The sequence below is a fragment of the Lacrimispora sp. YZC11 genome (assembly GCF_057543815.1).
Genome location: NZ_BAAJYQ010000005.1, coordinates 498890 through 521739, shown reverse-complemented (window position 1 = coordinate 521739; position 22850 = coordinate 498890). Strand labels below are relative to the sequence as shown.

General features: G+C 41.0%; 26 protein-coding genes, 1 pseudogene and 1 other annotated feature. Of the genes and pseudogenes, 25 read left to right on the top strand and 2 right to left on the bottom strand.

What is annotated here, in order from left to right; genetic code table 11:
- Positions 1 to 15 precede the first annotated feature (15 nt).
- The 8 genes and pseudogenes from AC27IJ_RS05510 (at position 16) to AC27IJ_RS05475 (ending at position 6669) form a co-directional block, all read left to right on the top strand.
- Positions 16 to 780, top strand: coding sequence for an ABC transporter ATP-binding protein (locus AC27IJ_RS05510; RefSeq protein WP_312441631.1), 765 nt, complete (start codon positions 16 to 18; stop codon positions 778 to 780).
- Positions 770 to 2746, top strand: coding sequence for an ABC transporter permease (locus AC27IJ_RS05505; RefSeq protein WP_487147867.1), 1977 nt, complete (start codon positions 770 to 772; stop codon positions 2744 to 2746). Before AC27IJ_RS05510 ends, AC27IJ_RS05505 begins: the two co-directional genes overlap by 11 nt.
- A gap of 141 nt (positions 2747 to 2887) precedes the next feature.
- Positions 2888 to 3511: a hypothetical protein gene (locus AC27IJ_RS05500; protein ID WP_487147865.1), complete on the top strand. Its 624-nt coding sequence runs from the start codon at positions 2888 to 2890 to the stop codon at positions 3509 to 3511.
- 8 nt (positions 3512 to 3519) lie between these two features.
- Positions 3520 to 3615 (top strand): annotated as a pseudogene (locus AC27IJ_RS05495) (YdeI/OmpD-associated family protein); the annotation flags it as partial.
- A gap of 231 nt (positions 3616 to 3846) precedes the next feature.
- Positions 3847 to 4932, top strand: coding sequence for a DUF1648 domain-containing protein (locus AC27IJ_RS05490; RefSeq protein ID WP_487147863.1), 1086 nt, complete (start codon positions 3847 to 3849; stop codon positions 4930 to 4932).
- 128 nt (positions 4933 to 5060) lie between these two features.
- The gene (locus AC27IJ_RS05485; protein ID WP_312441637.1) at positions 5061 to 5624 is read left to right on the top strand and encodes a methyltransferase family protein; all 564 of its coding nucleotides are present in this window, start codon (positions 5061 to 5063) and stop codon (positions 5622 to 5624) included.
- 114 nt (positions 5625 to 5738) lie between these two features.
- The gene (locus tag AC27IJ_RS05480; RefSeq protein WP_312441638.1) at positions 5739 to 6263 is read left to right on the top strand and encodes a GNAT family N-acetyltransferase; all 525 of its coding nucleotides are present in this window, start codon (positions 5739 to 5741) and stop codon (positions 6261 to 6263) included.
- A 67-nt stretch (positions 6264 to 6330) separates the two neighbouring features.
- A complete protein-coding gene (locus AC27IJ_RS05475; RefSeq protein ID WP_487147860.1) occupies positions 6331 to 6669 on the top strand; it encodes a DUF7000 family protein in 339 nt (112 codons plus the stop codon).
- A 71-nt stretch (positions 6670 to 6740) separates the two neighbouring features.
- On the opposite strand, the gene AC27IJ_RS05470 is transcribed toward AC27IJ_RS05475, so the two are convergent.
- Positions 6741 to 8423, bottom strand: a complete 1683-nt coding sequence (locus tag AC27IJ_RS05470; protein WP_313257979.1) for a flavin monoamine oxidase family protein — start codon at positions 8421 to 8423, stop codon at positions 6741 to 6743.
- Between the two features lie 373 nt (positions 8424 to 8796).
- Between AC27IJ_RS05470 and AC27IJ_RS05465 the strand changes: the two genes are divergently transcribed.
- The 11 genes from AC27IJ_RS05465 to AC27IJ_RS05415 all read left to right on the top strand — a co-directional run bounded on the left by AC27IJ_RS05465 (position 8797) and on the right by AC27IJ_RS05415 (position 16435).
- Entirely contained in the window at positions 8797 to 9759 is a 963-nt protein-coding gene (locus AC27IJ_RS05465; RefSeq protein WP_487147858.1) for a helix-turn-helix transcriptional regulator, read from the top strand.
- A gap of 80 nt (positions 9760 to 9839) precedes the next feature.
- Positions 9840 to 10355: a VOC family protein gene (locus tag AC27IJ_RS05460; protein WP_312441642.1), complete on the top strand. Its 516-nt coding sequence runs from the start codon at positions 9840 to 9842 to the stop codon at positions 10353 to 10355.
- Positions 10356 to 10451: 96 nt separating this feature from the next.
- Complete coding sequence (locus tag AC27IJ_RS05455; RefSeq protein WP_312441643.1) at positions 10452 to 10817, top strand: winged helix-turn-helix transcriptional regulator; 366 nt, start codon at positions 10452 to 10454, stop codon at positions 10815 to 10817.
- Positions 10818 to 10921: 104 nt separating this feature from the next.
- Entirely contained in the window at positions 10922 to 11479 is a 558-nt protein-coding gene (locus tag AC27IJ_RS05450; protein WP_487147855.1) for a cysteine hydrolase family protein, read from the top strand.
- A gap of 234 nt (positions 11480 to 11713) precedes the next feature.
- Positions 11714 to 12406 (top strand): aspartate/glutamate racemase family protein, encoded by a 693-nt coding sequence (locus AC27IJ_RS05445; RefSeq protein WP_487147853.1) that lies wholly within the window; start codon positions 11714 to 11716, stop codon positions 12404 to 12406.
- A 259-nt stretch (positions 12407 to 12665) separates the two neighbouring features.
- Positions 12666 to 13091 (top strand): GNAT family N-acetyltransferase, encoded by a 426-nt coding sequence (locus AC27IJ_RS05440; RefSeq protein WP_312441646.1) that lies wholly within the window; start codon positions 12666 to 12668, stop codon positions 13089 to 13091.
- A gap of 92 nt (positions 13092 to 13183) precedes the next feature.
- Positions 13184 to 13942, top strand: a complete 759-nt coding sequence (locus AC27IJ_RS05435; RefSeq protein WP_312501960.1) for a FlxA-like family protein — start codon at positions 13184 to 13186, stop codon at positions 13940 to 13942.
- An 18-nt stretch (positions 13943 to 13960) separates the two neighbouring features.
- The gene (locus AC27IJ_RS05430) at positions 13961 to 14689 is read left to right on the top strand and encodes an MBL fold metallo-hydrolase (protein ID WP_487147850.1); all 729 of its coding nucleotides are present in this window, start codon (positions 13961 to 13963) and stop codon (positions 14687 to 14689) included.
- 123 nt (positions 14690 to 14812) lie between these two features.
- A complete protein-coding gene (locus AC27IJ_RS05425; protein ID WP_312441649.1) occupies positions 14813 to 15217 on the top strand; it encodes a VOC family protein in 405 nt (134 codons plus the stop codon).
- Positions 15218 to 15281: 64 nt separating this feature from the next.
- Positions 15282 to 15680, top strand: coding sequence for a DUF1801 domain-containing protein (locus AC27IJ_RS05420; protein WP_312441650.1), 399 nt, complete (start codon positions 15282 to 15284; stop codon positions 15678 to 15680).
- 158 nt (positions 15681 to 15838) lie between these two features.
- The gene (locus tag AC27IJ_RS05415; protein ID WP_487147847.1) at positions 15839 to 16435 is read left to right on the top strand and encodes a DNA-3-methyladenine glycosylase; all 597 of its coding nucleotides are present in this window, start codon (positions 15839 to 15841) and stop codon (positions 16433 to 16435) included.
- 27 nt (positions 16436 to 16462) lie between these two features.
- On the opposite strand, the gene AC27IJ_RS05410 is transcribed toward AC27IJ_RS05415, so the two are convergent.
- Positions 16463 to 17194 carry a class I SAM-dependent methyltransferase gene (locus tag AC27IJ_RS05410; protein ID WP_313257968.1) on the bottom strand — a complete coding sequence of 244 codons (732 nt, stop codon included), beginning with the start codon at positions 17192 to 17194 and terminating at the stop codon, positions 16463 to 16465.
- 311 nt (positions 17195 to 17505) lie between these two features.
- Here AC27IJ_RS05410 and AC27IJ_RS05405 point away from each other — a divergent pair, with 311 nt between their 5' ends.
- From AC27IJ_RS05405 to AC27IJ_RS05380, 6 genes are all read left to right on the top strand, one after another.
- A complete protein-coding gene (locus AC27IJ_RS05405) occupies positions 17506 to 18156 on the top strand; it encodes an NUDIX hydrolase (protein ID WP_487147845.1) in 651 nt (216 codons plus the stop codon).
- A gap of 53 nt (positions 18157 to 18209) precedes the next feature.
- Positions 18210 to 19160, top strand: a complete 951-nt coding sequence (gene msrB / locus AC27IJ_RS05400; RefSeq protein WP_487147842.1) for a peptide-methionine (R)-S-oxide reductase MsrB — start codon at positions 18210 to 18212, stop codon at positions 19158 to 19160.
- A 38-nt stretch (positions 19161 to 19198) separates the two neighbouring features.
- Positions 19199 to 19741, top strand: a complete 543-nt coding sequence (locus AC27IJ_RS05395; protein WP_312501972.1) for a beta-class carbonic anhydrase — start codon at positions 19199 to 19201, stop codon at positions 19739 to 19741.
- 41 nt (positions 19742 to 19782) lie between these two features.
- Positions 19783 to 20151, top strand: coding sequence for an HsmA family protein (locus tag AC27IJ_RS05390; RefSeq protein WP_312441656.1), 369 nt, complete (start codon positions 19783 to 19785; stop codon positions 20149 to 20151).
- 44 nt (positions 20152 to 20195) lie between these two features.
- Positions 20196 to 21185 carry a Gfo/Idh/MocA family protein gene (locus AC27IJ_RS05385; RefSeq protein WP_312441657.1) on the top strand — a complete coding sequence of 330 codons (990 nt, stop codon included), beginning with the start codon at positions 20196 to 20198 and terminating at the stop codon, positions 21183 to 21185.
- Positions 21186 to 21267: 82 nt separating this feature from the next.
- Positions 21268 to 21523, top strand: a binding site (T-box leader).
- Positions 21524 to 21591: 68 nt separating this feature from the next.
- The gene (locus AC27IJ_RS05380; RefSeq protein WP_312502145.1) at positions 21592 to 22809 is read left to right on the top strand and encodes a pyridoxal phosphate-dependent aminotransferase; all 1218 of its coding nucleotides are present in this window, start codon (positions 21592 to 21594) and stop codon (positions 22807 to 22809) included.
- Positions 22810 to 22850 lie beyond the last annotated feature (41 nt).

Genomic DNA, 22850 nt, shown 5'->3' with positions numbered 1-22850 from the left:
GAGAGGATGGACACTATGAATACAATCTTAAAGGTTCAGAACCTTCAGAAATATTACGGTAACAAAGGTAATGTCACAAAGGCTGTTGACAATATCAGCTTTAATGTTTCAGAAGGAGAATATATCGGGATCATGGGGGCATCGGGCAGTGGAAAAACCACCATTCTAAATTGTGTATCCACCATTGATGATGCGACCTCAGGGCATATTTATATTGACGGAACTGATGTTACTGAGATGAAGGCAGAGGCCCTTTCAAAGTTCAGACGTGAAAAGCTCGGCTTTATTTTTCAGGACTTTAATCTTTTGGACACCCTAACTGCCCATGAAAATATTGCCCTGGCCCTGGCAATTATGAAAGCTCCTGCAGAAGAAATGGATGAGCGGATCCACCAGGCTGCCTCCCTTTTAAACATCACGGAGGTATTGCATAAGTATCCGTATCAGATGTCAGGAGGCCAAAAGCAGCGTGTAGCAGCAGCTAGAGCCATCATTACAAATCCGAGCCTGATTCTTGCCGATGAACCTACCGGAGCCTTGGACTCTAAGTCTGCAAAGATGCTTCTGGAAAGCTTTAAAAATCTAAATGAACAGATAAATGCTGCCATTATGATGGTAACCCATGATGCTTTTACCGCCAGCTATTGCAAACGCATTTTGTTCATCAAAGACGGTAAGCTGTTTAATGAGCTTATCCGGGGAATGGAATCACGCAAGGAATTTTTTGACCGGATCATGGAGGTTATGGCCCTTCTTGGAGGTGATTTAAGTGCTGACTAAACTTGTTTTTAAAAATGTCGGAAAAAGCATGCAGGATTACACGGTATATTTTTTCACCCTTGTATTTGGCGTTTCTATCTTTTATATGTTTAACTCCATCTATGCGCAGCAGGAAATCATGGTTGTGACGGAAATACTGACTGATTCCATGGTTGCACTTAGAAAGATATTATCGGTCATATCCGTATTCGTTGCGGTGATCCTGGGTTTTTTGATCGTGTATGCAAATAGTTTTTTCATCAGGCGCCGTAAAAAAGAAATGGGTATTTACATGACTCTGGGTATGGGCAAAGGTAAAATTTCTGCTATTTTTGTACTTGAAACATTTCTAATGGGACTCCTTGCTTTAATTGCAGGGCTGATAATCGGTGTTTTCGGCTCCCAGTTTATGTCTGTGTTCACCGCAAAAATATTTGAGGCGGATATGACTGCCTATAAATTCATATTTTCTCCAGATGCAGCGGTGAAAAGTATCCTTTATTTCGCAATTATTTTTTTAACCGTAATCATTTTCAATACAATTGCAGTCAGCAAGTATAAACTGATTGACTTGATTTATGGCGGCCGGAAAAATGAAAGCTTAAAAATCAGAAGTACCAAATTATCGGTACTGGTTTTCCTGGTATCCATTGTTTTCTTAGGAACCGCATATGCTTTGGTTTTGAAAAATGGAATTATTAATATTAATCGTACTTTCCTTTGGTCCATTATTTTAGGAACGGTTGGTACGTTACTGTTTTTCTTTTCTCTTTCGGGAATACTTACAAAGCTGGTACAATCAAATAAAAAGCTGTATTATAAAAACCTGACCATGTTTGTAACCCGTCAGCTCACCAGTAAGATCAACACAAATTTTATATCCATATCCGTGGTCAGCATTGTATTGCTTCTGGTAATCGGTATTTTTTCAACCGGTTATAGCATGAAAAATATACTGTCAGCTGATTTGAGGGAGACTGCGCCCTATGATGTCAGCTTTTATGGCAGCAATGAGGAGGAGAATCATGAGACTATATATGAAAGCCTGCCTTTGTCAATAAAAAATATTGATGCGATTAGCCATGAATATAGTATTTACCGAGGGGACCTTCGTTACAAGGATTTCCCGGTTGATTATTCTTCCCTGTCCTTTAATATTGGTAAGCGTGTTCTTGATTTTGTTATGTTTTCTGATTACCAAATGTTTTTAGAAATGCAGGGAAAGGAAAAAAACGATCTTCCTGGAAATGAGTATTTCATCATTGCTTCCGGCGACGTCTATCAGCATATTGCACAGCAGTTTCTTGACAGAAATGTAACAATTTCCCTTGGGGATAAAACGCTCCAGCCAAATGGGGAAGTACAAAACATAAAGCTTTCCAACAGTGATTCCGGTATTACATTTGTTGTGAATGACGCGTTTTTTGAAAACCTTCACAAGTCGCCGGAACGTGTGCTTAACATGATATGCAAAACAGGGGATGGATCAAAGGAACTTCAGGAAAAGCTAAATCAATATAGTAACAGCGAGGATTATCAGGAAAAGGGCTTTTGGTACTATTCAAGCAGAGAAGAGATCTATGCCACATCGATTGCCATGAAAGCCATTATATCCTTTTTAGCCATATATCTTGGCATTGTGTTTATGGTTGCCTGCGCGGCAATTCTTGCTATCCAGCAGCTTGCCCAGGCAGCGGATAACAAGGAACGTTATGCACTGTTAAGGAAGCTGGGGGCTGAAAAGAAAATGCTGGACAGAGCATTGTTTGTACAAATACTCTGTTACTTTTTACTTCCTCTTATGCTTGGAATTGCCCATTCCATTGTTGGGCTTACGGCTGTAAATGATGTAATGATGGCCTTTGAACGTGTGAATGTGATGGATAGCGTTCTTATTCCGGCATTATTTATTATTGTTATTTATGGCGTTTATTTTGGTTTAACTTATATCGGGTGTAAACATATTTTAAGAAAGGATCATTATTAAATGTGTTTTATAGCCTAAAAGACAGGTCCATGTTTTCCACATATTGAAAAACATGGACTTTTTGTAACATTGTTTTTCTTTACGAAACTTAAGTCTGGTACTATAATTCTTCTATAAATATATATTAAGTGAGGAGAAAAGATGAAGAAAGAATTGCCCTATTTTAGAATCGGAGATTCCTTTGGGGGAAATCAGGATTGGTTCCGGGACCCAATGATGCATCTGGGAGGCTGTGGGGCTGCGGCAGCATGCGATGCCTGCATCAATACGGCACTACATGACAATAATGCCCATCTGTATCCCTATGATGTTCAAAGACTTGAAAAGGAAGATTATATAAATTTTTCTAAGAAAATGAAGCCCTATCTAAAGCCCCGTTTTCATGGAATTGATACTCTGGAAGTATTTATGGACGGATTTTATAATTATTTGAAAGATGTGGGAGAACAGGATATACAGTTGACAGGCTGTCCGGGAGAGGTTCCGGCAAAGGAAGCAGCCAGGGAAATCATAAGCCAGATTGATAAGGGGATCTCTATTCCTTTCTTGCTTCTGCGGCATAAGAATGTTAATTTTAAGGATCTGGTCTGGCATTGGTTCATGCTTGTGGGATATGAAGAATTTGAAGATGAGTTTTATGTAAAAATTGCAACCTATGGAGGGTTTCGCTGGCTGTCTTTTTATGAGTTGTGGGAGACTGGTTTCGAGCACAAAGGCGGGATGGTATTGATAAGAGTTAAGCAGTCCCAATATGACCTTCGCTGATAATAAATACACGGGCATATTTTGATGCAAAAACATATGCTGGCCGCGTTAAACGCCTGTCATGGATGATTGAACGATTAAATAAAAACCTAAAGCCAATGTAGGCATTTTGCCCACCTTTGTTTCCAATGGTGCAGATAGCAAAAACGTGAGGGAGTGTTAAGGATAAACAGGCGGATTCGCCGTCCTTGACACTCCCTCACGTTTTTGAGGGTAAAGCTGGCAAGTCCGGGCAATATATTTTTAAAAGGCTATAAATCACGAAATTGACAAATCCTATTTAAGTGCTATATTTGATGTATGATAAATAGAGAGCATAGAAGGAGGAAGTTGTCTTGAATGAAAGTTTGAGTTTTATAATAGGGATAATGGGACTCACATGGGTTCTTATATTAACTGCTACTGCTTTTACCCCATATTTTATGCGAAAAAATATCTGCTTTGGTATTTCTATTCCTGAAAGGGAGTATGACAATCCAAAGATCAAATCATTGCGACGCAATTACAGTATAAGCTGTTTTGTGATTGGGTTGATTTTAGGAATCGGGAGTACTGCTTTTTATATCTGGGTACCGGCAGAAAGAGCAATCTGGATCCAGCTTGGCGGAATATTTCTGTATATTGTTATCAGTAATTTCATATATTTTTTCATGCGTTCAGAGATCAAGGCGATGAAACAATCAAGTGATTGGGAGATTGATACTGAGACCGTCCCAGAGATTGGTGAAAGGTCTGATAAAACGATAGGTACTGCGTGGTATCTTTTATATCTTGTACCAATCGCAATCGCCGTTTTTGCGGCAGTGCTGAAATATCCCTCTTTGCCCGGGCAGATCCCCATGCATTATAACATTGCCGGAGAAGTGGACCGCTATGCTGCTAAATCCATAGGGACTTTTGCTGTTATGCCTTTGATCCAACTTTTACTTGGCCTGATGTTTGCAGGAATGAACTTTGGCATTGGTATGTCCGGGCATCAGCGGAATTTCCGAAGAACTCAGGCATTCCAGGGCATAATGAGCATTTACTTATTTGTTATCGGATTCATGGTAATGCTGATGTTTACCTGTATTCAGCTTACCATGGTGTCCATTATAAATGAAAAGCTGATGATGGTTCTGCCAGTGGTACTTTTAGTTGTTATTTTTGCGATTTGCATTTTTCTTGGAGTAAAGGTTGGTCAAGGAGGAAGCAGACTGGAAACAAGGGGCGATGCACCGATTAATAAAGTGGACGACGACCGGTATTGGCTGGGTGGATTTTTGTATTGTAACAAAGATGATCCGTCACTTTTTGTAGAAAAACGATTTGGTATGGGCTATACCTTAAACTTTGGAAACCTCAAAAGTTTCATTGCAATCGCTGTATTTGTAGTTCTTATTCTGGCAATTACAGTGCTTCCATTCCTATTAGGAGTATAAGCAGTGCTTCATCACCCATTCGCTGGCTGTTCTTAAGGTAAAGCTGGAACGGCCTGGGCAGTTGATTGCGCTGGGACTAGGAAGGCTTAGCGGCGCACTTCGGTGAGTTTAGTAAAGGAGTGAATTATATGGTGAGATATATTGGGGCAGCAACATTGGTTTTGCTAATAATACTTGTTTTAACCCGAACTTTTCAATTAAAAAGAATGGGAATAAAAGCCATTCAATTTGGTGAGAAAGATAAGAAGGATTTTTTGATCCTGCCATTTGCATTTCTACTATTCTACATTGTATTTGCGAGCGCTTTTGGTCTGCCTGAATTAGGGGGTGAATTGTTTAACAATGAATTTACCGGCTGGATAGGCGTGGCTGCATGCGTAATGGGGATTTTACTGTTTATATATGCTCTGATTTCATTTGGAATAAGTTTCCGTGTGGGCCTTGATGAAGACCACCCGGGTGAGCTTGTGACCACTGGTGCATTTTCCATAAGCCGTAATCCCATATATACGGCATTTGGATTGGTTCTGACAGGAATATTTTTCGTTATCCCCAATTGGATAATATTGATTTATGTTTTCGCCGGAATATGGCTTTTCAAACGGCAGATCCTGCTTGAGGAACAGTCATTAAAAGGAATATACGGTGAGAAATATGCAGCATATTGTAAAAAGGTCAGGCGGTTTCTATAGTCCGGTTACGGCAGAGGAAGGATATCCGATTCCAATAAAGCGCAGATTTTTTTATATCCCTGAGACATAGCAAAGACCTGATTTTTGCTGAGGTATAGGAAAGGATGGTTACTTTTGATAGGAAATAAAATAATAGGGCAACAGGAATACAATATCCGTTTATTATCGGGAAATGATGAGATTGATGTACAAAATCTATGCGAAAGATGTTCGGATTTCTTTGAGTTAATTGAAGGCAGGCTGCCAGAAAAAGATGCTGGAAACAGCATTCTGTTTGACTTGCCACCGGGTAAAGCGCTGAAAGACAAGTATGTTTTTGGAGTTTATAAAAAGAATGGTGTTTTAATTGCAGTAATTGATATGGTTAAAGATTATAAAGCCACTGGAGAATGGATCATAGGTTTATTTATGCTTGACCCAGATGAAAGAGGTAACCGTTTGGGAAGGAGATTGCATGATTCTATAAAAGACTGGGTCTTGGAAGAACATGGCAGGGCATTAAGAATCGGAGTGGTAGAAGAGAACCGCAGAGGGCATAAGTTCTGGTGTAAAATGGGATATATTGAAGTGGACAGGGTGAAAATGACCTATGGAAATAAAGAACATACAGTAAAAGTTATGAACCTGTTTCTTAAGTGACAGCTTAATCGCCCGATGGAGCGGGGAGGACGGTTGAACTATCTGCAAAATATAAGGTGGATGAACAATGGATAAAAGTAAAAGTTTAAATGACTATTTTCCTTTTTTTGATAGCTTTTTGCGAAGCAGAAAACTGCGGTTCGGTATCGTACTTAACCATAAGGATGTTCGTTTTGAGCTTTGGTTAATGGGACAGAACGCAGAGGATCAAAGGAATTATTGGGAACTGTTAAAAGACGCGAAATGGAACAAAGGCCGTTCGGTTATGCCAAGATATTCTGTTCTTGAAGTAGTATTAGTTGAAGCGCCGGATTTTAATGACTTAGACACTCTTTCCGCTGAAATTATAAATCGTGGGATTAGCGTCACAGAGGAAATACAGGATTTTATAAAACGTATAGAATAGAAACGGAAAGGTTGTGCTGCAAAACCAATTCACGCTGGTTTTGCGGCACGACCTTTTTCCAATACCTTATATTATGAAAGCTGGCTATGAAAAGAATTCGCCAGCTGATTAGCGGCTTCCTTACCGGTATATAATGCTCCCTGCATCCAGCCGTGTTTTGTGGATAAGTGTTCACCGGCAAAGTAAATCCTTTGATTAAATTCAGGCTTCAGCATCTCATAGGCAAATAATTTTTTCTGACCAGGGAGCGCCATAGCAAAAGCACCCCGGTTAAAAGGCTGATTATCCCATACAACTGTCTTATGGTCTTTCACAACGGAATCTAAGAATCCCCTTGGCAATCCGTGAACTTCTTCCACATTTTCCTTTATCAGTTCATACCGGAGTGATTCTTCCATATTACCCACTCTTGTTGAATTTAAATGATAATTATATGAAGCTACCAGCACACCAGGTTCATTTGGTGAGCAGGAGGATACATCAGGGCAAAGAAGATGATCTCCCGGATAGAAGATGGACTGAATAGGCAGGTCTGTCTGGGAAAATCCTCCCACCATACGTCCGTAATCTGCATCCTGTTCCCAAAAACGTTCATTGCACATAAATAACGTTTTTTGAGAATTAATATAATTAAACTCTAAAATGGCCTGCATCTTAGGATTGCTGAAAAATGGTTTGATTTCAACTTCCCTCAGAGTTGAGTAGGGAATTGCACATATAACGTAATCAAAAACATCGGCAGTTCTCCTGAAATCCCGCACATTGCGATGCGCCAGGACTATTTGATTGCTGTTGGGCAGCTGATAAATGCCTGTAACCGTTTGGCCAGGCTGATAAGTAACCGTGCCAAGCTGGGAAGCCGGAATATCTTGATACTGAGGCGGATTGTCTGTGAAAAAGGATTGGACAAAAGCATATGGCAGGTTTACAATTCCGCCTTCGATGGTATAGGTGTTGCGGTAGTCGAGGGTATATTCCTCATGGGTGATTTCATCGTAACTGGCATACAGCAGAGCGCCGGTCCCTGGACTTACCCCTGAGATCAAGCTGATCGCCCCCTGGCTTAATCCCAGATTTTCTAAGGTCTGCCGTACAGAATAGTTTGTGAGAGTCAGATATTCCGGGGAATATTCCGGTAGAATTTGTATTAGCTCTGCCCGGATATCAGGCGGAAGCTGCATCATGAGATACAAAAAGGCATAATCATCAAGCTCTGCCCAGGGAGTGCTTCTTTCCTGGGGAGTCAAATCGTATAAGGGATAAAGCATCTGCTCGATGGAGTCTGATGTTCTCAAACGGGTATTATGTACGTATAAAAAATTGTTGCGTTGCCTTACTGACAGAGGACGGGTGTTAAGGCCAAGCAAATTGATATAATGCCAGGTGGTTTCATGAGTTACCGGAATTCTGTGAGCGCCGAATTCATTGTAGTATTTGCCTTCTGGATCGAAATAATAGGTATAAACTCTTCCTCCGATTCTATTTTCATTGGCTTCCAGTATTGTAATATCGGCTCCCAGCTTACGAAGCTCGAATGCAGCGGATAAACCGGCAAGACCTCCTCCGATAACGCCAATTTTTACTCCTTTCAGTTCTCCCGGCGATGCATAATTTGTGATATCCGAGGGAGGACTTAGTAAATTAACAATATAATCGTAATCTTCAGGCCGGCCTGCCGTTTTTAATGAATTTCTGATCATTTCGCGCCGTTGTTCATTTGTAGGATTTAATACTTGATTTAATGGAACAGCCATTGATTATACCTCGTAATATCATACAGTAGTAATATATTGGAGACCTTCCACGAATATAACAAAATAGGGCAGTCATGAGCTGCTGGCCATCACAATATAACACTCTTTGGTATGGAGCTAAGGTAATTGCTGCACAAGGATAGGCCGGTGACGGTATTTTGTGGAAAAAAGACGGACAGTATGCTCGGCGGAATGAAAATATATCATGATCATTGATTTTCTATTTGTAATTTCAAGGTTTATTGTGTAAATTAATTACAGAGGATAAATACAGGGTTACCGACACAATCCCCATCTTTTTATCTTCCAATGGCATGCCGAGCATGCGATTCTAATGATTAATTTAAAATAAGTGAATAAATGAGGTTAGGCAATGTCTAAAAACGATAATATGCTGGCAATTCTCTGGATGCTGAATTCAGGAGCAAAAATTACTGCGAAACAAATAGCGGAAAGGCTGGAGATCAATATACGGACTGTTTACCGTTATATTGACTCGCTTTGTGCCAGCGGGGTACCGATTGTATCCGATGCAGGGCAGAATGGCGGATATAGTCTGCTGAATGATTTTATCAATGCGCCTTTATTTTTTGATGTCGATGAACAAAAGGCCATTCTCCATGCCGCAGTGTTTGCAAAAGAAGCAGGATACCCCTTTAATGAAGCATTAAGCAGGGCAACTGAAAAACTGAAAATGTATTCCAACCGGGAACAGGAACGCATTCTCAAGCGCCATTTAACCGGTTTTGAAGTGATAAGCCGTGATATCGATCCTTCTGTTAAGCCCAAATTGGTAGAATTGGAGCGGGCTGTGGCAAACGAGTATTCCGTGGAAATTGAATATCGTACAAGCCGTGAAGAAGAACCCAGACAAAGGGTGATTGATCCTTACGGCGTAATTTATTGGAACAATAAATGGTACACCATTGGATTTTGCCACTTGAGAGAAGAAATCCGCAGCTTTCGTGCTGAACGGATTTTACAGATAAATCGGACGCAAATGACTTTTAAACGGCCGGAAGCCTTTTCCGCCAAAAAATTCTTCTTACAGAATCTTTTGCCTGACTTAGCAAATAAGGACAGGGTGGTTTCAGTAGTGATCAGGGGCAGGGCAGAGGCCTTGGATGACTTGAGCATTCACTGGTTTTTAGGCCATCATCTGAAAGAGAGGACTTCAAACCAGGCTGTCTTTTTACTTGATGAAAGAGTAATGAATGGATATGTGCCTCATTTTCTCTTATCCTACGGGAGGGCCATTGAGATCGTGGAACCTGAGAGCCTGAAGAAAAGAATGGCAGCCATTGCGTCAGAGCTAATGGAATATTATAAAATTTAACGATAATACTGACAGCAGCTGTCAGTGCAGATGCTTTATAATGAGAAAAATATTGATGATTTGTATAAGGAGGAAGAGCAATGGCGAAATACATGGGTGCAACAGGAGATCATACAAACAATGGGATGCCGAATGGGTTTACTTCCATAACACCATTTATCGTGGTAAATAACCCCTCGGATGCAATTAAGTTTTATCAGTCCGTATTCAATGCAAGGGTTAAGGACAGCACGGAATTTTCCGATGAAAACGGCAATAGAATCATTGTCCATGCGGAATTGGATTTTGGAAACGGCTTTTTGCAGCTGGGAGCAGCGAATCCGGTCTATAAACTGGTTTTACCGCCTGGGGAGGATAATGCCTGCTATTCTTTGGCAATTTATGTTTCCGATGTTGATCAGGTGTTTAAAGATGCGGTGGCAAAAGGAGCAAAAGTCCGGGAGCCTGTTGCGAACTTTGTTTCAGGGGACCGGTTTGGAAGTATTTTGGATCCATTCGGAGTGAGATGGTCCATTATGACCAGGATCGAGGATTTATCAGAAGAAGAAAGCAGCCGAAGAGTAGAAGAATGGGCAAAGAGCATGAGCAAGGAATAGATCGCGGAATGCAATTTGTAATTACTTCAACAATCCAAGTTTGAAGGAGTTGTAGGGCTGTGTGAATGAAGGCATAATTGCTTTGAGGTGAGATCAATGAAAATACGCGAAGAATATACTTGCCCATTAGAAATTGTCCATGACATGATCAAAGGGAAGTGGAAAACGATTATAGTATTCCAATTAAAAGATGGAAGTAAATCTTTAGCACAGCTAAAACGAGATATTACAGGCATCACACAAAAAATGCTCCTACAACATTTGAACGAACTCAGACATTGGGGTGTTGTTGATAAAATAAATTATGAAGGTTATCCATTACACGTAGAGTATTATTTAACGGAAAGAGGTCAGAAAATGCTGCAGGCAGTAAAGATCATGCAGGAAATCGGAATAGATTATTTGGTTGAGCATGGTCAAACTGATTTTTTGGACAGCAAAGGCATTAGCTATAAGAAATAAAACGGTTTATCCATACCCACTAAAAAGTTGGTAATTTATTTTTTCTCACGGCAGGGTTATAATGCAGATACAAAAGAATTGATCTTTAATAAAGGAGAAATGCGATGAATACAGCATTTATATTGGTCGATGTTCAGAATGATTATTTCAAGGGCGGAAGAAATGAACTAGTGAATCCGGAACAAAGTGTTGCACAGGCTGAAAGGGCTTTGACATTATTCAGGGAGAAAGATTTACCAATTATTTATATACAGCATATAAACCTGCAAGAAGGCGCCACATTTTTTCTGCCAAATTCTGACGGAATCAAAATTCATGAACAGATATATCCGTTGGCAAAGGAAAAGATAATCACAAAGCACTTCCCGGATAGCTTTTTCAAAACAGAACTGCATGAATATCTTAAAGCCTTGGATATAAAACGATTAGTTATTTGCGGCATGATGAGCCATATGTGTATTGATACTACGGTGAGAATGGCAAAGCAGTTGGGATATGAAGTGCTGCTTTTAGCTGATGCCTGCACCACCAAAGACTTATCATGGAAGGATACGCTTATTCCGGCAGAAATTGTTCATCAAACATTTATGGCTTCCTTGCAGGGAACTTTCGCTAAAGTCATAGATACAGATTGCTTAGAATATGAAATAAGTGCGATTTAAAATATTGCCTCTATTCTTTAGGCAATTAAATAGCGCGCTGTGAAGAGCCTCCCAATAGCAGTATTGCGATTGGAGGGCTTTTTTTATCCTTAGGGAGTATGGTTTAATAGCGGCCCCATATAATCAGTAAAAAAGTAATCATATAGGCAACGACAGTTTTATATTTGTGCTAAAGACAATGGAAAATAAATATGATATGATATCAATTAATAAAAATGGGGAGGATAAGCTAAATTGAAAACAATTGGACTGCTTGGCGGAATGAGCTGGGAAAGTACGGTTACTTATTATAAAATAGTGAATGAAACGGTGAAAAAAGAGCTGGGAGGATTACATTCAGCAAAAGTGCTGTTATATAGTGTGGATTTTTCTGAAATTGAGAAGTGCCAGGCAGACGGCGAATGGGATAAAAGTGCTGTTATTTTATCAACGGCAGCCAAGAATCTTGAAAAAGCAGGGGCGGACTTTATTGTGATCTGTACAAATACAATGCACAAGGTAGTTCCCCAGATCCAAAACAGCATTAATATTCCTGTTATCCATATAGCGGAGGCAACAGCAGATGAATTAAAACATTATAACATTACCAAAGTTGCGTTGTTGGGAACTAAATATACCATGACTCAGGATTTTTATAAAGAAAAGATAGTTCATGCAGGTATTACTGTCCTTGTTCCAGAAGAAGAGGAAATTGAAATTGTAAATGATATAATTTACAATGAATTGTGTTTGGGTATAATTTCAGAGGCGTCTAAAGATAAACTCCTTAACATTATTCATGGCCTTGCGAAACAAGGTGCACAAGGAGTTATTCTCGGTTGTACAGAAATTGGTCTGTTAATACAGCAAAAGGATATGGAATTACCCGTTTTTGATACTGCACAAATTCATGCGGTAAGGGCTGCAGAGTTGTCCATTGAAGAATAAATGCAATCCCGGTTAAAAGTTGCTGCCTAATAATGATAAAACATTTGAAACTTTAAATTCTGTAGATACGTCTATTATATTATGTAGGCATACTCACATTCAGACCAAATTTGAAATCAACGGAAAAACTGTACTAAATGTAGGATCAGTCGGAGTTCCTATGAAAAGTAATAGAAAATTTTATTTTTATATTAGGAAAACAGTGGAAAGAAGAATTTATCAGTATTGAATATATCAGAATTTAAAGGAGGATAAAAAAATGGATATACAGCTTGTATATGAAGCTCCAGAAGCCCAGGATTACATAAGCCTGCGGTTACGTGCCGGAATGGAAAATAAAGATTTGGATAGAAGCAAAACTGCCTTAAAGAATTCTCTGTTTACAGTATCTCTGTATGATAAAGAAAAACTGATCGGTTTTGGCAGGGTGGTTGGGGATGGAGGCATCACCTACGTCGTAAGTGATATTATGGTTGATAAGGATTACCAGCGGAGAGGTTATGCAGAACAAATTATGAAGGCCATTGACTGTTACTTTGAAGAGAATTCACATGAGGACAGCTATATATGTCTGATAGCAAATTGCCCTGCCGACTTGCTGTACCATAAGCATCGGTTTGAATACTTACCGGACAATAAATGCGGAATGCTGCGGAACCAGAAAAAAGAAAACGATAATTGCTAAATGCTATTGGAATTTTCCCAATGCAATGCTAAGCTATAAGGGATTGCTCAATGAGCATCATTTACTAAAGAATTGATAGGGGGATTTTTATCATGACAGTTACAAACAGTACAACAGGTTATTCCACCAATTATGGTCAGGTGCAGAATATCAACAGCGTAAATCAGGACAGCAGACTGAAGGCGATACAGGATCAAATTGAAGAAGTGCAAAAGCAAATACAAAACCTTTCCAATAATGAAAAAATAACTTTGGAAGAGAAAATGAACAGGCAAAAGGAATTGCAGCAGCAGCTTCAGGATTTAAATAAACAGCTAAACCAAAGAAAAATAGAAATTCAACAGGAAAAGCGGGAAAAGGCAGATGCTAAGGTTAATAGTCAGGAATCGTTTTCTCCGGATACTGATAAGCAGGATGTCCATATGATGGGAACCGGTTTTATGGAGACCATGGTTCGGGCTGACAATTCAATAAAGCAAGCAAACGTAATTCAATCCGTGAAAACCGGTATGGAAGGCAGAGCCGGTGTATTGGAAAGAGAAATAATAACGGATCGAGGCAGAGGCTCGACAGAAAAAAAAGAGGCTGAACTTGCAAAGGTGAATGAACACATAAATGATGTATCTAATGATATGATGAAGCGGGCTTCTGATATTAATACTACATTGGAAGAAACAGAAGAAAAAAGGGAAACAAAGGCCGAAGAAAATAAAGAGGGGGCACAAGAAGTTAATCATGAAGTTCTCATAGAAGATGCTGATGGCGAAAAGCCGTTGAATTATACAAAATCAATGTACGTACAACCGTCTGAAAATCAGGCGAAAGGCCAGTATGTTGATATAAGACTTTAATACTCAGGAGGATTTTTAATGGAATTTAGACAACTGACAGACCGGGTGTTTTACAGCATGTTTGATAAAGCGGCAGACAGGCCGGTTCTTGGATATGTAAACGGACAGAAGTATTCTTTAATGATAGATGCAGGCAATTCCCAAAAGCATGTTGAATTATTTTATGAAGCTCTGTGCAGGGAAGGGTTAAAAAAACCAGGCATTACAGCGGTCACCCATTGGCATTGGGATCATACATTTGGTATGAATGCAGTAGAAGGGATCACAATCTCTCATAAAAAAACAAATGCAAAATTAGCAGAAATGGCGAAGTGGGAATGGACGGATGCGGAAATGAAAAAAAGGCTGGAAGCAAAGGTTGAAATTGAATTTGCTGATACCAGTATCCGTACAGAATATCCCCAGCTCTCAGAGATACGAGTGGTAACCTCTGATCTTTCTTTTGTCGAATCTATAGAAATTGATATGGGAGATGTTGTTGCAGAGCTTTATCATGTGGAATCTCCCCATAGTGAGGATTGCATATGTATATTGGTACCTCAGGAAAGAGTATTATTTATTGGAGATGCGGTTGGGGTGGATTATTACAATAACTGCTGCTTAGATAAAGATAAACTCCGTTCCTTAATTACTTCTATGGAAGGATTTGATTTTGATATTTGTGTCATGGGACATGCTGAGCCGATGAGTAAGCAAAATATCCTTAATATCATGCATTCACTCATGGATCGCCAGGAAAACAAATGATTGAAATCTGACCGGGTTATCTTTTCTTGCGGGAGTCTGTTTTCATGGTATATTTAAAATGAGAAAGTGAAAAATAACTATAATCAAAGTTGTTTGATAACGATCAAGACAGGAGGTTTTACCATGATAGGTCATTATTTGATGTTTAATAGAAATTGTGATGAGGCAGTTAAAACTTATGAAAAAGCATTTAACGGGAAAATTGTTGAGATGCGAAAATATAGTGACATGCCGTCAAATCCCGCTTTTCCTATTCCCGATGAAGATAAAAATCTGGTTCTGCATGCCCGCCTGCAGATTGACGGTATGGAAATCATGTGTGCCGACAGCTCTGAGAAAAGCACAAAAGGCGATAATATGTATGTTTCCATTACAACAGAGGATGAAAAACTTGTAGAAAAGGCATGGGGTCTTTTAAAGCAGGATGGTGAAATCTATATGGATCTTAGCCCGTCATTTTTTGCAACGCTGCATGGATCCTTGCGGGATAAATATGGCATCAACTGGATGTTTACAGCATTGAAATAGATAAAATCCTGATGATGCAAGGAAAGTGAAATGAACACCTATTAGATGGAAGGAGGGGTTTACTATGGAAGATCAGTCTTCTAAGGACATGAAATCCCCAGCCCAGCGAATTGACGAGAGAATTGAAGAGCTGGGTGACTGGAGAGGGCAGATGCTCTCAAAGGTGCGAAGCTTAATCCTGCAGGCGGACCCGGAGGCAGTAGAAGAGTGTAAGTGGAGGGGGACCCCTGTGTGGTACCATGAGGGAATGATATGCACAGGAGAGACTTACAAGAACGCTGTGAAGGTAACGTTTGCCAAAGGTGCTACCCTCATGGATCCTGCCCATATGTTCAACTCAAGCCTGGAGGGAAACACCAGGAGAGCCATTGACTTTCACGAGGGAGAGGAAGTGGACGAGGAGGCGTTTAAGGATCTGATCCGGAACGCCGTTGCCTTAAATCAGTCCAGCCGGAAGGAATGAATTTTCCTGGCGTCCCATGTCAGCAACCCTTCTTACGGCTCACCATGCCATGTGAGCCGTAAGAAGGACAATCTTTCTGGTGCAATGCTTTGCCAAAGAAATAGATTCGTCCTCAAAAGTGCTCATCTTATTTAAAATACGAAAGGAAGGCCGATGGGATGAAAAAACTAGACAGAGAATTCTATAACAGGGATTCGGTCCTGGTTGCCAGGGAGTTATTGGGTAAGGTACTTGTCCACGAATGGGAGGGGCAGAGGATCGCCGCTAAGATTGTAGAGGCAGAGGCATATATGGGCGTTGAAGATAAGGCTGCCCATTCTTACGGCGGAAAGAAGACACCAAGAGTGGAAGTGATGTATGGAGATCCCGGTTTTGCTTATATGTTTCTTATCTATGGGATGTACTGCTGCTTCAATGTGGTGACAAGGGAGAAGGGGATTCCACAGGCAGTTTTAATTAGGGCTGCCGAACCATTAGAGGGAATCCAGTGGATGGCGCAAAGGAGATTTGGAAAGGAGTATGAGCAGCTTTCTAAAAGCCAGCGCAAGGGCCTTATAAACGGCCCGGGAAAGTTATGCATCGCATTATCATTGGATAGAAGTGTTAACGGCATAGACTTATGCGGTGATCAGGTATATTTTGAGGAAGGCACAGAAAAAAAAATCAATATCATAGCGACAAAACGTGTGGGAATTGATTATGCGGAGGAAGCCAGAGACTATCTTTGGCGGTTTTGTATAGAAGGGAGCGAATAGCTCCCTTTGTGGTTTTCTGATGCCGCTTTATTTTTTTCTGGCTGAAATGATCAGCATCATGGGTCTGCGAAGCTCATTTTCCATGCCCTCAACGGTTTGAAGCAGATGTTCGGAGGGCTGAGGCTCCACAATCCCGGTTAATTCAAAGCCTGCCTGTATCAGACCGTTCAAATAGGTGGTCAGGGTTTTATGATATTTTGTGACGTTTTCCCCTAGGAAATTGGCCTGTCTCTGTCCCTCAAAGAAGTAGTTGTCAACCGGGAAGTGAAGGATCTTTCCGGTTTCATCGTAATACCAGTCCTGGCTGCCAAAGGCTGTAAAAACCGGATGTTCCACAGAAAAGACAAAATTTCCTCCCTGCACAAGGCAGCCGGATACCCTTTCAACAATCTGTTCAAAGGATTCAATATAGTGGAACGCAAGGGAACTGATGACCGCATCAAATGAATTTTCCTTGAAAGAAATTTCTTCTATCGGCATTTGGAGGTAGCAGATCTTATCACTTGTCTTTTCCTTTGCTATTGCAAGCATTTTTTCGGAAATATCAATGCCTGTGACAGCCTTGGCTCCATGCTCTATGGCATACTGGCAATGCCAGCCAAATCCGCAGCCTAAATCCAGTATCCGCTTATCTTTGAATTCAGGCAGCATTGATTCAAGAGTCTTCCATTCACCTGCACCGGCAAGTCCTTTTGTGGAACGGTCCATTTGGCTGTATTTTTCGAAAAATACTTTGTTATCGTAAAGATTCTGTTTCATAGTTAATTTCTCCCGTCCTTATTATTTTTATCTCACATTTGCATGAATAGGTTTTTTCCTTTATTTGAAGATTTAAAGGGATTATAGCACACTTACTTGCAAAAAACTTCAAAAATCAGGGGAAGATAGGAAAGAACTCCTCCAGTCATGGATCAGAACTATGATACGTTTGATCTGCGTCAGGCTGCCAGTCAATGACATGGTAAAAAAGGATGACCATATCGTGTATAAGTAGGAATTACTATTGTTATTATATAAAAATTAGTGTAGAATTTATATAGCATTTATCCCATGGTTTTGGGGATCGATCCATGACCGGACCGATCCGCAAGCGGAAGGAGGCCATTATTCTGGAGAAAGAACAATTTTCTACCCGGCGTCCAGGAATGATCGGAGAAGAAAAATTCAGACAGTATGCAGTGTTGATTCCCCTGATCCGTATTTCAGGGGTCACTTATTTGTTATTTGAAAAAAGGTCCAACGAGTTAAAACGCCAGCCTGGAGAGGTTTGCTTTCCGGGCGGAAAGCTTGAAGCTGGGGAATCTCTTCAGGAATGTGCGGTGCGTGAGACAGTTGAAGAACTGAACATATTGCCCCAACAGATTGAGGTGATTGGACCAGGAGATATTTATCTGTCCCCCTTTAACTTAATGATCCATCCTTTTATTGGCGTAATAAGCGATTATCAGGATACGTTCAGCAGGGATGAAGTAGAAGCGATCATAAAAATACCACTGGATTTTCTTTGCAGTCAGGAACCGGAGAGATTTGTGAGCAAACTGATCTCAGAGCCACCGGAGGATTTTCCGTATGAATGGATTCCGGGAGGGGTAAAATACCCTTGGGTAAAAGGGACGTATGACGTCTTGTTTTACAAATATGAAGACTGGATCATATGGGGGATGACGGCGCAGATCGTTAAATCTGCGGTGAATCTGATGGAGAAATATCATCTCAAATGATTCCATGACAGGGAAACTGACGGTTATTTATATTTTCAAGAAAGGTGATTCCTATGAAGAAAGAAATTTATCTTGCAGGCGGCTGCTTTTGGGGAACAGAAAAGTACCTGGAAAATATTTCGGGCATCCTGTTTACGGAGGTGGGATATGCCAATGGCAATACCGAGAATCCAACTTATAAGGAAGTATGCAGCCATGATACCGGGCATGCGGAGACTGTGAAGGTGGAATATGACGACAGCATAATAGGACTGTCCTATCTGCTGCAGCTTTATTATGACGTGATCAATCCAGTAAGCGTGAACCGCCAGGGCGGCGACGTTGGTTCTCAGTACCGTACAGGAATCTATTTCACGGATGGCGGAGATGAGGCGGTGATCCGGGATTCCATAAATGAGCTTCAGAAAAAATATGAAGAGAAGATAGCAATTGAAGTAAAACCTCTTACCTGCTACTACAGGGCAGAGGAGTACCACCAGAAATATCTGGACAAAAACCCGGGCGGATACTGCCATATTGGTGCTGATAAATTTGAAAAGGCAAAGAAGGCAGCGGATAAAAGTAAAAAGTACGGAAAAAAGACAAAGAGTGAATTGAGAGAAGGCCTGACTGACCTGCAGTTTGAAGTAACGCAGAACAGCGCTACAGAGCGTCCCTTTAAAAATGAATACTTTGATAAATTTGAAGAGGGAATTTATGTGGATATTACAACCGGGCAACCGCTATTTATGTCAACCGATAAGTTCGAGTCAGGCTGTGGCTGGCCCAGCTTTTCCAAACCGATTGACTTAGAGTCTATTGAGAATGTTGAGGACCGGAGCTACGGAAGGCTCCGCACGGAGGTCAGAAGCAAGCTGGGAGATGCCCATCTGGGCCATGTATTTGAAGATGGTCCCATAGACCGGGGAGGACTGCGTTATTGCATTAACAGCGCTTCTTTAAGATTCATTCCCAAAGAAAAGATGGAGAAAGAAGGATACGGAGATTATTTAAAGCTGTTTTAATGGCAGGACGGAATAAAAATGCGGAAGAAGAATGAAGGATGATTAATGAAATACTGCGATATAATAAAGAATTTGTTGAAAACAAAGGATATGTAAGATATATTACCAATAAGTTCCCGGATAAAAAGATCGCTATCGTATCCTGCATGGACACAAGATTAACAGAATTATTGCCGATAGCCCTGGGGCTTAAAAACGGAGATGCAAAAATCATTAAAAATGCCGGAGGAATTATTTCCCACCCATTTGGAAGTGCCATGAGAAGCCTGCTGATCGGTATTTATGAATTAGATGTCAAGGAAATCCTCGTAATCGGCCATACCGATTGCGGGGCCAGACATACGGACAGCAGGAAAATCATAGAGAAAATGAAACAGCGGGGAATCGAGCAAAAGAATATCGACATGGTAAAATACTATGGCATTGATTTTGATTCATGGCTGGGAGGATTTAAGGATCTGGATTTATCCATCAAAAAGTCCGTAGAGCTGATACGCAGCCATCCCTTTGTTCCGGAGGAGATCATGATATACGGATTGGTAATAGATTCAGTAACAGGAGAATTAAGAAAGGTCATTTAAGCAGCAGCCGTTGGCTGTTTCCAGATAGAAGGAGGAATTTTATGCTGATTTATGCAATGGTATCGATTACTTTGGCACTGGTTTTTTATACGATCGGCGTATGGAGCGAGCGGATCCAGGGCCAGCTTAAAAAGTGGCATTTAGCTATATTCTGGTTAGGCCTGATCTTTGATTCCATTGGTACCACATTAATGGGTAAAATTGCCGCAAACGGTTTCCAGCTTAATTTTCATGGAGTAACAGGTCTGCTTGCCATCCTGCTAATGGTATTTCATGCGGTATGGGCTACCATTGTTGTGGTAAGGGATAACAAAGAAGCCAGAGCGAATTTTCATAAGTTCAGCATAGTCGTATGGATTATCTGGCTGATCCCATATTTATCCGGCGCGGTACTTGGGATGACAAGATAAAAGGGGAAGAAAAAACAATAGATTGTACTTGAGAGGTGATAAGTATGAAGTTAGGTATCGTAGGATCAGGAATGATTGTGAAGGAGTTTCTGCCAATCGTTCATTATTTGGACAAGGTGGAGCTGACGGCTATTTGCTGTACAAAAAGAAGTGAGGATGTGGGAAGGGAGCTTGGAGAAAAATATGACATAAAACATATTTTTACGGATTACCAGAACTTCCTGAACAGTGATGTGGATACAGTTTATGTGGCTCTGCCCAATCATTTGCACTTCCAGTTTACGAAAGAAGCGCTGGAGGCAGGCAAGCATGTGATTGTTGAAAAGCCCTTTACCACAACCTTTCAAGAAGCCCAGATATTAAGCGGGCTGGCAAAAGAGAAAAAGCTGTTTTTATTGGAAGCGGTTACAACCCTGTATCTGCCCAATTATAAGAGAATAAAAGAACTGCTGCCGTCCCTGGGAAACATAAAAATCGTACAGTGCAACTATTCCCAGTATTCCAGTAGATATGACAGCTTTAAAGAGGGCCTTATTTTGCCTGCCTTTGATCCCAATTGTTCCGGCGGCGCGCTTATGGACATTAATATTTATAACATCCATTACGCTGCAGGATTATTCGGCAGGCCGCTTAAGGTGGAATACTTCCCCAATGTGGAGAGAGGGATTGATACCTCGGGCATATTGATTTTGGACTACGGCACTTTTAAATGCACATGCGTTGGTGCAAAGGACTGCAAGGCTCCTGTCGCAAATTATATCCAGGGGGAGAAGGGGGTCATCCGTCAGGATACGCCTGCCAGCATCTGCAGAAGCTTTGAAATCATCATGAATGATGATACAAAATCTCTTGTAAATGAAGATAATTTCGATCACCGCATGGTGAATGAATTTATGGAATTTCAGGATATGATCTGCGGCAATGATCTGGAAAGATGCTATCAGCTTCTGGACCACACCCTGCTTGTAAGCGAAATCCAGACAACTGCAAGGCACAAGGGAGGAATTCTGTTCCCGGCAGATGAGGAAATTTGAGGCAGGGCTGATCTGCGGAGCTGCTAAAATATTTTTAGTAATTGACAATCCTTCCTGCCTGTGTTATTATTGCGGAAATAGTGAAAAGGCAATGAAGAGAAATAGTACATATACAATGAATTTCAGAGAGAAGATGGTTGGTGCGAATCTTTATTTTAGTATATCGAAGCAGTCTCGGAGCTTTGGACCGAATAACGGTTTCCCCTGATTTCAGGGAGATGGTTTAGTAGGCTTCAACGTAATCCCACGTTACAGGGACACGATATGCTGGTATCGTAGAGAGTGCAGAGATTTCTCTGAATTTAGGTGGTAACACGGATTGTATATTCGCCCTAAACGTTTCGACGTTTAGGGCGTTTTTTTATTACCTTCATCTATTAAATTACTTAGAAAGAGGAGAGCAATGATGAGGAATTTTGAAAAATCCAGTAAGCTGGATCATGTGTGTTATGATATTAGAGGTCCGGTCATGGATGAAGCGAACCGGATGATTGACCAGGGAATTGATATATTAAAATTAAATATCGGGAATCCGGCCCCCTTTGGTTTTCGTGCGCCGGAGGAGCTGCTTCAGCTAATGAACGAAAACCTGTCCCATACAGAGGGCTACTCGGATTCCAAGGGGCTGCTATCGGCCAGAAGGGCCATCGTAAGATACTGTAAGAAAAAAGGGATTGAACAGGTTACTGTGGATGATGTATACACAGGAAACGGCGTAAGCGAGCTGATCACATTAACCATGCAGGGGCTGTTAAATTGTGGGGACGAGATACTGGTCCCTTCTCCGGACTATCCTTTATGGACTGCGTCCGTAACCCTTTCAGGAGGAACTGCTGTCCATTATATGTGCGACGAAGAAGCAGACTGGTACCCGGATATCAACGATATCAAAAGCAAAATAACAAGCAGGACCAAGGGGATCGTCATCATTAACCCCAACAATCCGACGGGTACCCTATATCCCAGGGAGATCCTGGAGGAGATTGTGGAACTATGCCGGAAACATGGGCTGATCATCTTTGCAGATGAGATTTATGACAGGCTTGTCTTTGACGGCTTGGAGCATATATCCATCGCCTCTCTGGCGCCGGACCTTTTGACCATTACGTTCAATGGCCTTTCAAAATCCCATTTAATTGCAGGATACCGCTGCGGCTGGATGAGCCTTTGCGGCGATAAATCCTTTGCAAAAGGCTATGTGGAAGGGATAAACCTCTTATCCTCCATGCGGCTTTGCTCCAATGTCCCGGCCCAGTCCGTGATCGAAGCTGCGCTGGAGATGGAAGAGGAAACAGAAAAATTGATGGTACCGGGCGGGAGAATATACGAACAGAGGGAATACACCTATCAGGCATTAAATGAGATTCCGGGAATATCCGTGGTAAAGCCAAAAGCAGCCTTTTACATGTTCCCTAAAATCCATACCAGTAAATTTAACATTTATGATGATGAAAGGTTTGTATTAGACTTTTTAAAAGATAAGAAGATCCTGCTGACTCATGGAGGTGGATTCCATTGGGAAAAACCGGATCATTTCCGGGTCGTTTACCTTCCGGAGCTAAACCAGTTAAAAATGGCATGTGATAAGTTGGCGGATTTCATGTCCTGTTACATACAAAAATAGTGACAAAAGAGCATTGGAGACAGCCTGTTTTCCTGCCGCCC